Annotated in this window: 11 protein-coding genes and 2 pseudogenes; 4 read left to right on the top strand and 9 right to left on the bottom strand. The window is 68.4% G+C overall.

The features are described from left to right. Window positions 1–257: 257 nt before the first annotated feature. Both ACH4OA_RS32955 and ACH4OA_RS32950 read right to left on the bottom strand, forming a co-directional pair. The gene (locus ACH4OA_RS32955; RefSeq protein ID WP_397973054.1) at window positions 258–1,196 is read right to left on the bottom strand and encodes a hypothetical protein; all 939 of its coding nucleotides are present in this window, start codon (window positions 1,194–1,196) and stop codon (window positions 258–260) included. Between the two features lie 1,062 nt (window positions 1,197–2,258). Continuing rightward, complete coding sequence (locus ACH4OA_RS32950) at window positions 2,259–2,537, bottom strand: hypothetical protein (protein WP_397973094.1); 279 nt, start codon at window positions 2,535–2,537, stop codon at window positions 2,259–2,261. A gap of 25 nt (window positions 2,538–2,562) precedes the next feature. Here ACH4OA_RS32950 and ACH4OA_RS32945 point away from each other — a divergent pair. Beyond that, window positions 2,563–2,775 (top strand): annotated as a pseudogene (locus ACH4OA_RS32945) (alpha/beta fold hydrolase); the annotation flags it as partial. A 496-nt stretch (window positions 2,776–3,271) separates the two neighbouring features. Here ACH4OA_RS32945 and ACH4OA_RS32940 read toward each other — a convergent pair. The 5 genes and pseudogenes from ACH4OA_RS32940 to ACH4OA_RS32920 all read right to left on the bottom strand — a co-directional run bounded on the left by ACH4OA_RS32940 (window position 3,272) and on the right by ACH4OA_RS32920 (window position 7,858). Then, on the bottom strand, window positions 3,272–3,877 hold the full coding sequence (locus ACH4OA_RS32940; RefSeq protein WP_365883919.1) for a lytic polysaccharide monooxygenase: 606 nt from the start codon (window positions 3,875–3,877) through the stop codon (window positions 3,272–3,274). A gap of 385 nt (window positions 3,878–4,262) precedes the next feature. Continuing rightward, window positions 4,263–4,883, bottom strand: a complete 621-nt coding sequence (locus ACH4OA_RS32935; RefSeq protein ID WP_397973052.1) for a hypothetical protein — start codon at window positions 4,881–4,883, stop codon at window positions 4,263–4,265. A 444-nt stretch (window positions 4,884–5,327) separates the two neighbouring features. Then, on the bottom strand, window positions 5,328–5,918 hold the full coding sequence (locus tag ACH4OA_RS32930) for a dihydrofolate reductase family protein (RefSeq protein WP_397973091.1): 591 nt from the start codon (window positions 5,916–5,918) through the stop codon (window positions 5,328–5,330). Between the two features lie 79 nt (window positions 5,919–5,997). Next, a pseudogene (locus ACH4OA_RS32925) lies at window positions 5,998–6,438 on the bottom strand (GNAT family N-acetyltransferase); the annotation flags it as partial. Beyond that, a complete protein-coding gene (locus tag ACH4OA_RS32920; RefSeq protein WP_397973049.1) occupies window positions 6,389–7,858 on the bottom strand; it encodes an MFS transporter in 1,470 nt (489 codons plus the stop codon). The pseudogene ACH4OA_RS32925 and the gene ACH4OA_RS32920, both read right to left, overlap by 50 nt. Before the next feature lie 147 nt (window positions 7,859–8,005). On the opposite strand from ACH4OA_RS32920, the gene ACH4OA_RS32915 reads away from it, so the two are divergent. Next, window positions 8,006–8,572 carry a TetR/AcrR family transcriptional regulator gene (locus tag ACH4OA_RS32915; protein WP_397937255.1) on the top strand — a complete coding sequence of 189 codons (567 nt, stop codon included), beginning with the start codon at window positions 8,006–8,008 and terminating at the stop codon, window positions 8,570–8,572. A gap of 85 nt (window positions 8,573–8,657) precedes the next feature. Here the strand turns inward: ACH4OA_RS32915 and ACH4OA_RS32910 are convergent, their stop codons facing one another. Then, window positions 8,658–9,644: an alpha/beta fold hydrolase gene (locus ACH4OA_RS32910; protein ID WP_397937257.1), complete on the bottom strand. Its 987-nt coding sequence runs from the start codon at window positions 9,642–9,644 to the stop codon at window positions 8,658–8,660. A 142-nt stretch (window positions 9,645–9,786) separates the two neighbouring features. On the opposite strand from ACH4OA_RS32910, the gene ACH4OA_RS32905 reads away from it, so the two are divergent. After that, window positions 9,787–9,948 (top strand): hypothetical protein, encoded by a 162-nt coding sequence (locus ACH4OA_RS32905; protein ID WP_397949538.1) that lies wholly within the window; start codon window positions 9,787–9,789, stop codon window positions 9,946–9,948. A 99-nt stretch (window positions 9,949–10,047) separates the two neighbouring features. Then, the gene (locus ACH4OA_RS32900) at window positions 10,048–10,455 is read left to right on the top strand and encodes a RidA family protein (RefSeq protein WP_397973046.1); all 408 of its coding nucleotides are present in this window, start codon (window positions 10,048–10,050) and stop codon (window positions 10,453–10,455) included. A 116-nt stretch (window positions 10,456–10,571) separates the two neighbouring features. Here ACH4OA_RS32900 and ACH4OA_RS32895 read toward each other — a convergent pair whose 3' ends face one another. After that, window positions 10,572–11,741 carry a cytochrome P450 gene (locus ACH4OA_RS32895; RefSeq protein ID WP_397973044.1) on the bottom strand — a complete coding sequence of 390 codons (1,170 nt, stop codon included), beginning with the start codon at window positions 11,739–11,741 and terminating at the stop codon, window positions 10,572–10,574. Window positions 11,742–12,474: the final 733 nt, after the last annotated feature.

Below are 12,474 nucleotides of genomic sequence, written 5' to 3'. Positions count from 1 at the left end.
CTCGACTTGCCGGATCACGTATCCATCGGTGGCCAGCTCGAAGCAGAACCAGATGACTTCTCCCCGGCAGCGACGTGGTCGCGAAGCCGGGCAGCGGAGTCGCCGGCAGCGAGGGCTGTTCCGATGTCGAGGATGGCGTGGATGCAGCGGCGGCCGTGGGCTCCGTAGCTACCCGTTCCGACGCTCCCGTGCTGACTTGCTACTGGCTGATAGTGCATGCTCCCGCCACCCCCCTCATTGCCTCGCGAACCGCCCCCTCAGAAGTTGATCCCGACTGAGTCGGCAGCACCAGTGACCGAACCTTCGGTCATCATTTGCGTGGCGAACCCGGATATTGCGCCTGGAGGCGGGGTGCCGATGGTGACGATCTTGCTGTACTCGATTCCCTTCTGCGTGAGAATCCCCACCACCTGGTCGAAGAGATTGACGATGAGGGATCCGCTGTCGCCGCTTTCTGCAAAGATCGGCTGATTGACTACGTCGTCGGTATAGATTTCGAATGAATTAGGAGGAGTGCCGATCCCGAGCGGCTGTAGACCCACCGCACTCACACGGCCGGTGGTGAGCAGTGTCCTCTTGCCCCGCTTCCGCACTGCATCTCCCAATGCAGCCCGAGACATACCGCTATAAGCTCCGATATCAGCGATGGCCCCATCGATGGCGATGGCATCGTCGAACGTGAACACAGCCGTATCGGTGGCGTCTTGCCAGCGGTGGAGTCTACCGATCTTGCGGTTCAGGCCGGGCTGGTATATCGGGTCCCCTTGGGCGATGTTCACTGACTCCGTGCTACTCGCGATTACGTGCGCGCAGGAAACCCCGACTCGCCCACCGAACATCGCGTCGTTCGCAATGCCACCCAAGGTGCCGCCAGCAGAGAGGAATCCACCATGTTCCGCCTTCACGGTGCCTCCACCGATCACGGGGTCGTAGGTGGTGTCGTCCGCCAATGGAGTGAAGTCGCGTTGTACAACCGTGACGGGGAAAGGGGTGTCGGCCGTCAGGGCGTCCAGCTGACTGGGCACGTTGTCCCCGTCAGTGACCAAGACCCGAATGGCGACTTCATCCGTCAATTCGACCCCATCCTGGCGAAAGCCGATATCTACGCCCGCCACGCCAGGCAGGAAGGGCAGTGCCTGCCGCAAAAGGGTGGCAAGCGCATCCTTGGCTGCCAGCATCTCAGGTGATACGTCCATTCCACCGCGACCTTTCTCCGCTCATACCGGATGCCGTCGGCAGGGGAAGAAGCCGCATTTTTCTGCCGAACACTCCTGGCGCTCCTACATCCTGAACATCGCACCCGGCCCTGGCCCGGACTGACTGAACAGCAACCGCATATGCCTATAAGGCATACTCCTCCCGCGCCCATCACGCCCACCTGCACGCCGGTCGTCCCTGAGTCCGGAGCGCAGAAAGGATGTCGTCCGCGGCGGGCCGATGCGGAAGAGTCGTGAGTGCACAAGACGATTGCGGCTGTGGCGCCATTCCGCGCGGCCGGCCATCGCGTGGGCCGACAAGAACCCCGCTTCCAAGGGTTTCGCAGCATACGGTCGCCTGCAACCGGAGGGTCGGCCCTCGTCGTTGGGCGGGTTCAGCGGCCTCGGGACCGAGCCGAACGGTCAGGAGGTCGTCCGGTACCACCTACATCTCCGCCGAGGCTCGCTCCGCAGACGTCGAGAACGCCCGCCGTGAGGGCGACCGGGCCGCCGCCGGGGCCGTCCAGGGCGAACAACGGGAAGTGGACCCGCTCGCCACCGACTTCTTCTTCCACTCCGGCCCGGTTGCGGGCTGGCTCGACGACGTTCACGAGCACACGCCGCACCCTGCTCCCGGCCGACGAGACGGCCGGCGGCTGGCCGACCGCCCACGCCGTCCAGCTCGCCGCCGCCGGCCTCTGCGTTCTCGGCGCGCTGCCACCCCTGGCCGATGTCGGCGTTCTCGTCCTCGCCGAGGTCCGACGGCTGCTTCCGCACGTCACCTGCCGGTCCCCGGATCAGGCGCCGACCGAACAGATGAGCCTGTCGCGCCGACTCCTGGGCAGATGGGCAGACGATTCTCTCGATGGCCCGGCGTGACCCCGGGAGCCCCGCGCCATGGACACCCTGGCTCACTTGCTCACCGGGCCGTCCTGCGAGCCGGCGTTGATCCTGAACGGGAGCGGCGGCGCTCTTGCGTCAGTACAGCGGTCCGCAAGCGCGTGGAGCCGGCGGTGAGGTGTGCGCTGCTCGTGCAGGGGCTGTCTTTCTCGTTGTTCGTGATCAGTCCTGGTCGGCCTGGGTGATGGCCGTGTGCAGCAGCGCGGCCATCGAGCGGCCGGCCACGCGCAGCGGTTCCCGATCACGGGCGGCCCGGCTGAGCATGAAGGCTCCCTCCAGCATCATGACCATCGAGTACGCGAGGGACTGCGCCGTCTCCGGTTCGGCCACCCAGCGGCCGAACCACCGCGTCGCCGTACCGACCCACTCCTCGAAAACCTCCGCCGTCGCGACCCGCAGCACCTCATTGTTGTTCGCGACCTCCAGAGCCACCGTCCCGATCGGACATGCGTCGGCATAGTCGGTCGACCGCCCGGTACTGGTCGTCTGGGCGACCGAGGACTGGCTGATGCCGCGTGAACACGGCCCCCGGCTGGCCGAGCTGTACCCGCAGGGCCGACTGGTCGAAATCGCCGACTCGTCCACCCTCATTCCCGAGGACCAGCCCGAGCGACTCGCCCAAGTACTCACCGACTTCCTGATCCACACCGGAGCAGAGCCGGCCCGGCACGTCTCCTGAGCGCGGGGGCGGCAGGCGGAACCGGCAGCCGCTACCGCCCTCCCAGCATGTGGTAACAAGACACGTGCCTCACTGATGACGACCAGCCTGCTCCACCCCCCTCTCACTCGGTACAGCGCTCTGGCGGCAGCCCGTTCCCGAATCCGCACCACGGATGCGAGGGCGACGATGACCACGGCCTGGCCGCCCTGGCGGCTGCGCGCCGCCCGCCCGCCCGTGCACACCGGGGATGCTGTCCGCGCTCGCCTGCCTGGTCCCGGCCGCCGCGCCCGCGCCCGGCCGGCTGGCGCTCGAGGTCCGGCCTCGCCGCCGAATCCGAGGCCACCGCCGACCTCGCCGCCCTGCTCACCAGTGCCATGGACAACGCCAACGAGCGCAGGAAGCCCCGTCGGGGCAGGGTGACCGAAAGGTCCCTTGCCCCGACGGGGCTCGGTCGGCCGGGCGGCGGGTTACCGCTGCCCGGCGGAGGCCCGTGCTATGTGTGACGCTCTCCGGCTCAGCCGAAGTTCACGTCACTGCACCACATGTACGCCTGGTCGAGGTGCGAGGCCTGCCAGATCGTGAACAGGATGTGGTGTCCGGTGTAGCCCGAGGTCTGGACGGGGAACGTGATGTCCTGCGCCGGGGCGAAACGGCCGGTTTGCGTGATGAAGTCGAGGTTGCCCCAGCCCAGGGTCTGGGTCTTGGGGTTGAAGCCCTGCTTGCTCACGTAGACCTTGAAGTAGTCGGCACCGTGGGACGCCTGGTCGTACAGGTGGACCGAGAAGTTGTTGCCGACGGTGGTGGTTTTCCACGGCCCGGGCTTGTCCAGGCTGGCGTTCCTCGAGAGGTTGTTGCTGCAGAGCGTCCCGTCGGGGGTCCGCGCCTGGAACTGGCCACCGAGGCCGTCGCGGAGCGCGCTCATCCAGTTCCACATGGTGTCGGGGTTGGCCTGGAAGGCCTGCCAGCACATGGGGTCCTCGGTCTGCATGGCCGGGTTCGTGTGATTGCTGCCCCACGTCTTCCAGCACTGGTACGCGCGGGAGGCGGGGTCGACGATGGTGCCGTGAGCCTGGGCGGGGGCCGACCAGGTCAGTGCGCCGACAACCACGGCGAACAGCATGGCGAGCGCCTGGAGAGGCCGGCGCAGGGGCGACCGCGAACGCCCGGTTAACGGAATCTGTTTGCGCATGTGGGGGGAACTCCTTCCAGTTGCACAGCTATGGGAGCGCTCCCAACGGTAGGACTTGTGAGTGAAATGTCAATGAAAAGAACGGAGTTGCTCGCAGGAGTAGGCAACGAGCCGGGAGCCGGGAGCCGATCCCGGGACCGGACGGCGAGGATGTGCCGCGGCGTCACGTGTCGCACCAAGAAGTGCAGCGGCCCCTCGCCCCTGCCCAGCCGGACTGGGGGCGGAGGCAGCGGCCGGGTGGCCAGCGGTGATCGCACGCGGGGTGCGCGGTGAGCTGCGCCGCCTACCGATGGGGACACCGGTGGCTCGACGCAGTTCAGCTGGTCTGCCAGTTTGTGAGGTCCACCAGGAGATCGCAGTGGGGATCGGCGGGAGACGGGTGTCGGTACTGGTCTTCTTCGATGAGGCTCGGCAGGGAGCTGATCAGCGCAGTAGGAGCAGTGGTGAGACGGATGTCGGCGCCGATGACGCCCGGCCGGTCGGGGCGTTGCACGTACAGACGAAGCCTGTGGTGTTCCAACGGCAGGAACCCGAGGAGGAAGGGGTTCTCATCGTCATTGGGGTCCGCCAGGGCGCGCAGGACAGTGAGTGCCTGGCCTTGTTCGGGCTCTGGGTCCGGGGTGATCTCCTCGGGGCGCAGACGGATGACGGTCATCCCCATGGCTTCACTGACGTCGCTGGAGCTGTAGAGCTGGGTACCGGCCAGGACAGTGCGCAGGATGCCGGGGATGTAGTACGGGGCCACGGTGTCGTGCGGGATCTCGTACAAGAAGGTGACGGCGTCCTCGGCATCGCCCGCCTGGACGGCAATCCGGACGGCTCCCGGGGCGGGCAGCACTCCACGCAGGCGGCAGCCCTCGGCGAGGGGCGCGTTGAGGTAGTACAGCAGCAGGCGACTGACAGCCGCCTGCTGCTCCCTGTCTTCGGGGTCAGTCACTAGTTCATCCATGCAGGGCACTTGTTGTGTGGCTGGTTGCGGCAGAAGGCGTGACGACACCGACCTTCGGTCCTCGTCCGGCGTCGAACCTTTTGTCCTTGGTCTTGCGCGTGTACTGAACGGCTACCACAAACCTCACCTGCGGCGGACGGCTACCGGCCCTGATTGCAACACCGTCGCACTCCAGGAGCCCGTGTCCGTCGTTGCCCTCGACCTTGTCCTTGAGGGCCGCATCGAGGAGCGAACATTTCTTGATGTTGTGTCGGTGAGTGAAGTGCTGCCAGCCGAGTTCCGAGTTTCGAGTTCCCGAACCGTGTGACGACGTTGCGCCCGTCAGGACCGGTCGACGTGCAGTGAACCCTCACGTCGAACGGGTCCGGCATAGTGGGATCAGGGCTCGGCCTGGCAGTGGGCCCGGGTCCGCGTCGGCTGGTCATGCGGTCGTCAGGCACGGGTGTAGCTGAGGAAGACGGTGCCGCTGGGCAGCACCGTGTGCCCGGTCATCGTGAACGCGCGCGGATTCGTCTCGGACTTCCCTGCGAACAGCGGGATACCCGCGCCGATCGTGACCGGGTTGACCTTGAGGACGAGTTCGTCGATCTCCGGATAGAGGGCGCCGGCCAACTCGGCGCCGCCGACCAGCCAGATCCCCTTGCCGTCCTGGGTCTTGAGTTCGCGTACCTTCTCCAGCGGGTCGGTGGAGATCACCTCGACGGCCGCGTCGGGGCTCTTGGTCAGGGTGCGGGAGAAGACGTAGTGCCGCAGGTGCGGGTAGGCGTCGGTGATGCCCGCGTCCAGTCCGAGCTGATACGAGCGGCGTCCCTCCAGGACGGTGTCGAAGCGAGTGCCGGACGCGGTCACGCCCAACGCCGCACGGGCGGGGGCCGGCAGTGTCTCCGGGTAGTGCGTGACGATGTGTTCCAGGTAGTCGGGAGTGACGGTGAAGAAGCCGTCGGGTCCGCTCGGATCGCCCCCGCTCGGGCCGGCGATGAACCCGTCGAGCGTGGTGGCGGCGTAGTAGGTCAGGGAGCGCACGGCGATCATCCTGTAATGGCGTAGGAGTGGAGGTTTTCGTGGGAGAAGGTGCGGCGCAGATGCTATCCAGAGCGCGCTGGGCGGCGACGTTGTTGTGGGCCATGTCGGCGGGAACCCGCCGCACCCGTGCCTCGGCGAAGCCGTGGTACAGCAGGGCATGCAGCGCCTCGGTGGCATAGCCGTGGCCCTCTGCCTCCTGGGCGACGCCGTAGCCGAGGCGCTCCGAGCAGTAGGCGTAGAGGACGTTGCGGTGCTCGAAGTCCGTGGCGCCGTCCGGGTCGTCGTCGCAGGTGTACTCGCCCGCGGCGATGTTCGGTGAGGTGACCAGCGGGTTGAGGAACACCACGCGTACGTGGGCGGGCAGCGGGTGTGCGGTGGTCGGGTCGAGGGACAAGGCCGCGGGGTCCTTTGTGTGGTTGCGGGATGTCGCACAGGGCCCTGTGGGAGCGTCGCCGCCCAGGTTCGGATGGTCAACGGCTTTTCGCGGAGGCCTCGTTCGAGGCGGTGACCGCAGCTGCATCGGTGGAACGTCGCGGCGCCGCCGAGCCTTCCGCGGGCTTGGACCTCGCCAGCCACAGGCCGGTGAACACGGCGGTGGCCAAAGTGACGGTGCCGGCGACGAAGAAGGCGCTGTCGAGGCCGGTCTCGAAGGAGGCGCCGTCGGATTGCCGGGCGCGGACGACGGCTCCGAGCACCGCGACACCGAGCACCGCGCCGATCTGCCGGGTGGTGCTGCTGATGCCTGATGCGAGGCCGCCTTCCTGCGGGCTGACCGCCTGGATGGCGGCGCCTGTCAGGGGGGACAGGGTCAGGGCGAAGCCGATGCCGGCGAGTCCCAGCCGCCACCACACGTTTCCGTAGCCGGTGTCGGCGTGCACCATGCCGAGTGCCAGCAGTCCCAGGCCGGCCAGGGCCAGGCCGGTGGTGACCACGATGCGGAAGCCGTGCCGGGCGGCGAGCCGGCCCGCGTACGGGCTGACCACCACCATGGCGAGGGACAGCGGCAGGGTCTGGAGGCCGGCGCGCAGGATCGAGCTGCCCTGGACGTGCACGAAGAACTGGGAGAAGAAGAACGACGAGCCCATGAGCGCGAACCCCACCACGACCATGGCGGTGTTGGACACGGTGAACAGGCGCTGCCGGAACAGCCGCAGCGGCAGCATCGGAGCGGAACGACGCGATTCGACGGCGACGAAGGCGGCGAGGAGGATCACCGCGGCGGCGAAGCTGCCCAGGATGACCGGTGAGGTCCAGCCGCGGGCACCGCCCTCGATCAGCCCGTAGGTCAGCACCCCCACGGCCAGAACGGACAGCGCCGTGCCCGGGATGTCGATCGCGGGGGCGCTCGGGTTGCGGGACTCGCTGAGGTGGCGCAGGCCGACCAGCAGCAGGACCACGCCGATGGGCAGATTGACCAGGAAGATGGCGGGCCAGCCGAAGGCTTGGGTCAGCACGCCACCGGCCACCGGGCCCGCGGCCAGGCCGATTCCGCTGAGTCCGGCCCACAGCCCGATCGCCTTGATTCGTTCCTGCGGCACGGGATGGGCGGCGGCGAGCAGGGCGAGCGAGGCAGGGCTCAGCGCCGCGGCCCCGATGCCCTGCAGCACCCGGCCGGCGACCAGCCAGCCGAGCGAGGGCGCGAGGCTGCACAGCAGCGATGCGGCGGTGAACACCGCCACGCCGGTCAGGTACACCCGCTTGCGGCCGAACCGGTCGGCGAACACACCGCCGGACAGCAGCAGCATGGCGACCAGCAGTACGTACGCGTCGACGATCCACTGCAGTCCGGTCAGCTGAGTGTGCAGTCGGTGCTGCATGTCGGGCAGCGCCGCGCCAACGATCGTGTTGTCGAGCAGGACCATGAACTGGCCCAGGCAGGTCACCGTGAGCAGCACGGTCCGGCTTGATCGACTGCCTGCGGTCGCATGCGATGCGGCCATGGGTCCCCCTCAATCGTTGGTTGCGCCCGGCCACGGTCGACCCAGGTGGCGACAGACCGAGCACTCTAAAGCAGTCAGTGACTGCGTTAGGCGACTGTAAAAGGCTTGTGCCGTAAACGCAAGTGCTGACTGCGTTAAGGTGGGGGCATGAACGAGCGACAGCGAGCCCGGCGGCCCGGCGGGCGCAGCGCCCGCGTCGGCGCGCAGGTGCACCAGGCCGTCACCGACCTGATCAGTGAGCGCGGCTACGGCCACTTCACCGTCGGCGACGTCGCGGCCCGCGCCGGCGTAGCCGACAGCAGCATCTACCGCCGGTGGGGCAGCCTGGAAAGCCTGCTCACCGACGTGGCGCTCACCCGCCTGAACGCGCAGTCGCCGATGCCCGACACCGGGAGCCTGGCCGGCGACCTGCGCACGTACGCAGCCCAAGTGGCCCGCGAGATCACCGGACCCGACGGACCGGCGGTGCTGCACCTGGCCGTCGCCCTGTCGAGCAGCGGTCAGCGCGGCCTACAGGCTGGTGCCGCCCTCCGCGCCGAACGCACCCGGCAACTGCAGTCCATGCTCGATCGCGCCCGGGACCGTGGCGAGCGCGCACCCGACGCGTTCGACGTGCTGGACCACATCCTGGCCCCGATGTACATCCGCGTCCTGTTCGGCATGGTCCCGCTCACCCCGGACTACATCGACGGGCTGGTCGACCGATTGCTGTGACCTCAGGCCGGTTCGATCAGCATGCGCTACCCCGGCGCGGCCCTTCCGCAATGCACCGCCAAGGTGCCCAGGCAGCCCGCCTGGTTCAGCCGTGGAGGGTGGTGAGCCAGTCAGTCAGCAGGCTGTTGACCTCGTCGGGGCGTTCCTGCTGGATCCAGTGGCCGCAGCCGTCCAGGAGGTGGGAGGCGGACAGAGCGGGGAGAGTGGTGGGGTAGGCGTCGATGGCGTCGGCCATCCAGGTGGTGGAGGCGTCCAGGGCGCCGCCGATGAACAGAGCGGGCTGTTTGATCGGGGCGCCGCGGTGGGGGGCGAGGTCTTCCCAGTCGCGGTCCATGTTGCGGTAGCGGTTGAGGGCGCCGGTCAGGCCGGTGCGCTCGAACTCCCCGGCGTAGACGTCGAGGTCGTCCTCGCTCAGCCAGGCCGGGAGCGGGCCGGCGGGGAAACGGTCACGCAGCCGACAGCCCGGGGTGACGAAGTGCGGGTCGGGTTCGCCCTCGGCCGGCATGGTGTCGGCGGACAGGGCCGCGTAGAAACCTGCGAGCCAGCCCCGGACGTCGGGCTCGATCTCCGCCTCGGCGCGGCCGGGCTCCTGGAAGTACGAGACGTAGAACTCCTGCTCGGGGCCGCCGATCTGCCCGAAGATGTCGGTGGGGCGGGGGCCGCCGGGCGGCGTGTACGGGACGCTCAGCAAGCCGACCGCGCGGAAGACTCCGGGGTGGAGCAGGGCGGAGGCGGCGGCGATGTTGGCGCCCCAGTCGTGGCCGACGACTACCGCGCTTTCCTCGCCGAGGGCGCGTACGACGGCGACGTTGTCCTCCACCAGGTCGAGCATGCGGTAGGCGTCGGTCGCGGAGGGCTTGGAGGAGCGGCCGTAGCCGCGTACGTCGATCGCCACTGCCCGGTACCCGGCCGCGGCGAGGGCGGGGAGTTGGCGGCGCCAGGAGTACCAGGACTCGGGGAAGCCGTGCACGAGCAGGACCAGTGGGCCGGTGCCCTGCTCTGCCAGGTGCAGGCGCCCGGCAGGGGCCTCGACGGTGCGGTGGCGGAGTGCGGCGGTCGGCTCTGATCGCATGGGGACTTCTCCTCGGTTCGCGGGCGGCCGGCGGTCCCCATCGATCATGCGGCTCGGCAGCCACTCGACGCGATGAGTGTTGCCGATTTGGCAAGTTCCAGGACAGGGGGGTGCAGCGGCACGGCGGGAAGGAACGGGGCCGGTGGCAGGCGTCGGCGTGGCACAGACGCTGGGGGTGTTGGGGCCCCGGCTGCGGGTTGTGCGCGTGGCCGCAGTGGCTTCGTTGATGCCGGGAACGGCGTTTGTCGACTGGTTTCGGAGTCAGTTGGGGATCATGCGGTTCGTGAAGGTCGAGCAGAAGTGACGGCGTTCTCGCGGGGCGGCGAGAAAAGGGAAGGCGGAAGCCGACTGGCCGTTGGCAGGATGTCCGCGCTGAATCCCCGAGGGAAAGGACCCCACGACCGTGGCTCGTGCCGTCACTTTGATCCGCTCCGCCGCCCTGTCCGACGTCGCCGAGTACGCCTACGCGGCCACGGCGCCCGCTGGGTCACGCCTGATCTACCTCGCAGGGGCGTGTCCGCTGAACGACGACGGCTCCACGGCGGCGATCGGGGACTACGCGGGCCAAGCGGCGAAAGCCATCGAGAACATGCAGGCCGCTCTTACCGCCTCGGGCGCGTCACTCCAGGACGTCATCAGCACACGGGTTCTCGTCGCATCGGCCCGGCGGGAGGACCTGGTGGCCGCCTGGCAGGTTGTCCGGGACTCGTTCGCTGACCATGACGTCCCGAGCACGCTGATGGGCGTCACCGTGCTCGGTTACCAGGACCAGCTCGTCGAGATCGAGGCCGTCGCCGCCGTGCTTGATTGAGACTTCTTCCAAGGGCACCGCAGACGCGGGATGGCCAGGCGTCCGCCAGGACGGCTGGCCATCGAGGAACGCAGCAGGCTGAGCCGCTCCTTGGAGCTGGTTTCAGCGGCTGTCGATCACCAGGTGACCGGCAACGCCCGTAGGCCGCGGAAGACCAGTTCCGGTATGTAGGTGAGTTCGGACTCGTCGACGGCGAGGCGGAGTCCCGGATACCGTTTCACCACGGAGCCGATCGCCACCCGCATCTCCCGGCGGGCCAGTATCGCGCCGAGGCAGAAGTGCGGCCCGTGTCCGAAGGCGAGGTGTGCTGCCGGTCCTTCGCGTGTGATGTCGAAGCGGCCGGGATCCGGGTACACACCGGGGTCGCGGTTGGCCGCGACGATGACCGGCAGCAACGGTTCGCCCGCCCCCAGACCGACGCCCTCCAGTTCGACGGGCTCGGTCGTGACCCGGACCTCGGCCGAGGTGAAAAGCCTGCTGTAGCGCAGCAGTTCGTCGACCGCCGGTCCGATCAGGTCCGGTGACGATCGCAGCAGCGCGAGTTGGTCCGGGTGGCGCAGCAGGGTCAGCAGTGAGTTGCCCAGCTGGTTGACGGTCGTCTCGTGGCCGGCGATCAGCAGGCCTTCGAGGTTGGCCAGCAACTCGGGTTCGGTGAGGTGGTCGCCCTCGTCGTTGGCGGCGACCATCGCCGAGATCAACCCGTCGTCCGGCCGCGCCCGCTTCTGGCGCACCAGTGCGGCGAGCCAGTCCTGCATCTCGCTCTGCGCGGCCCGCAGTTCGTCCGGAGTGATGTCCGTCACGAACAGCCGTCTGGTCCATCTGCGGATGGCCGCCGCCTCGGAGTAGGGCACGCCGAGCAGCTCGCAGATGACCATCAACGGCAGGGGAGCGCAGAGACCTGCCACAAGATCGGCGGTGGGATCGAGGGAGTCGAGCAAGGAGTCCACGATGGACTGCACGCGTGGTTCGAGCTGGTCGACCATGCGTGGGCTGAACGCCTGCGCCATCAGCTTGCGCGGGCGGGCGTGGCGCTCGCCGTCCTGGCTGGAGATCAGCAACGGGTCGGCGGCTACGGACAGTTTCAGCGGGCTGCCCGGAAGCGTGGCCGCCTCCCGGCTGAACCGGCTGTCGCTCAGGACCTGGCGCACCGCCTTGTAGGAAAGGGCGAGCCAGACCTCTGCCGTACCCATCGTCGCGCGGACGACCGGAGCCTGCGCGAGCAGAGCCTCGGCTTCGGGCTCGTTGTCGAGGTGGTGTGGTGTGGTGAGGGGGAACGTGGCTTGCATCGCTGCCTTCTGACTGGGTGCCACCGGGGCCGGGCACCGGGTGCCGGGCGTGAGCGGCCGGAACCGGTGCACGGACTGGTGACAGTCGGGTTGATGCCGCCGGAGGCGGTGGCGCTTCGCCGGTCGTCTCGAAGTCGATGGGGGTCGGACGGTTCAGCCGGAGCTGTCGGCGGCGCCGGTGGTCGGTTCGCTCGATCCGGGTGGTGATCGCCGTACGGGGGTTTTCCCGGGTGGCCGGATGCGGGTCGAGGACGTTCTTCTACGCGAGTGCGAGTGGGGATTCTAAGGCGTTGTCGCCGGGGGCGTCGATGGTGCCCATGATCCCGGCCCGGTCGTGGCGGTGCGGGGCGTGGACGGACTTCCCGGGCCGCACCGGCGGGTTCACCGGCAGCTGCGCCGGCGGATCCGCCGGCGGACACGGCGACGGGCCGTCCGTACGAAGCGACGCGCTTCATGCAACAGGGGTCGGATTTCGCCACGATGTCTTTGTCGTGCAGGCATATGACGTTGTGATGTGCTTCCTTTGAGACAGCCTTCGCCTGGCCTATGGCGATGGCGTGATGTTGCTGCCATGCTCGTCTGCGCGGCGGGCCGATCATCATCTCGGCCCCTACGCGCTCAGCTCACCAGCGCATTCTCCTCAGAGATCGCCAACGCTGTCGCTTTCGAGGACCGCTCCACTGATCCAGGCGCCCGAAGCGCGGTCGAGTCCGGGTTCGGGTACGACCGGGTC

Source organism: Streptomyces sp. NPDC017095 (assembly GCF_044332325.1).
Classification (GTDB): domain Bacteria; phylum Actinomycetota; class Actinomycetes; order Streptomycetales; family Streptomycetaceae; genus Streptomyces.
Note: the sequence above shows the minus strand (reverse complement) of the source record. Positions and strands in the feature narration are given on the sequence as shown.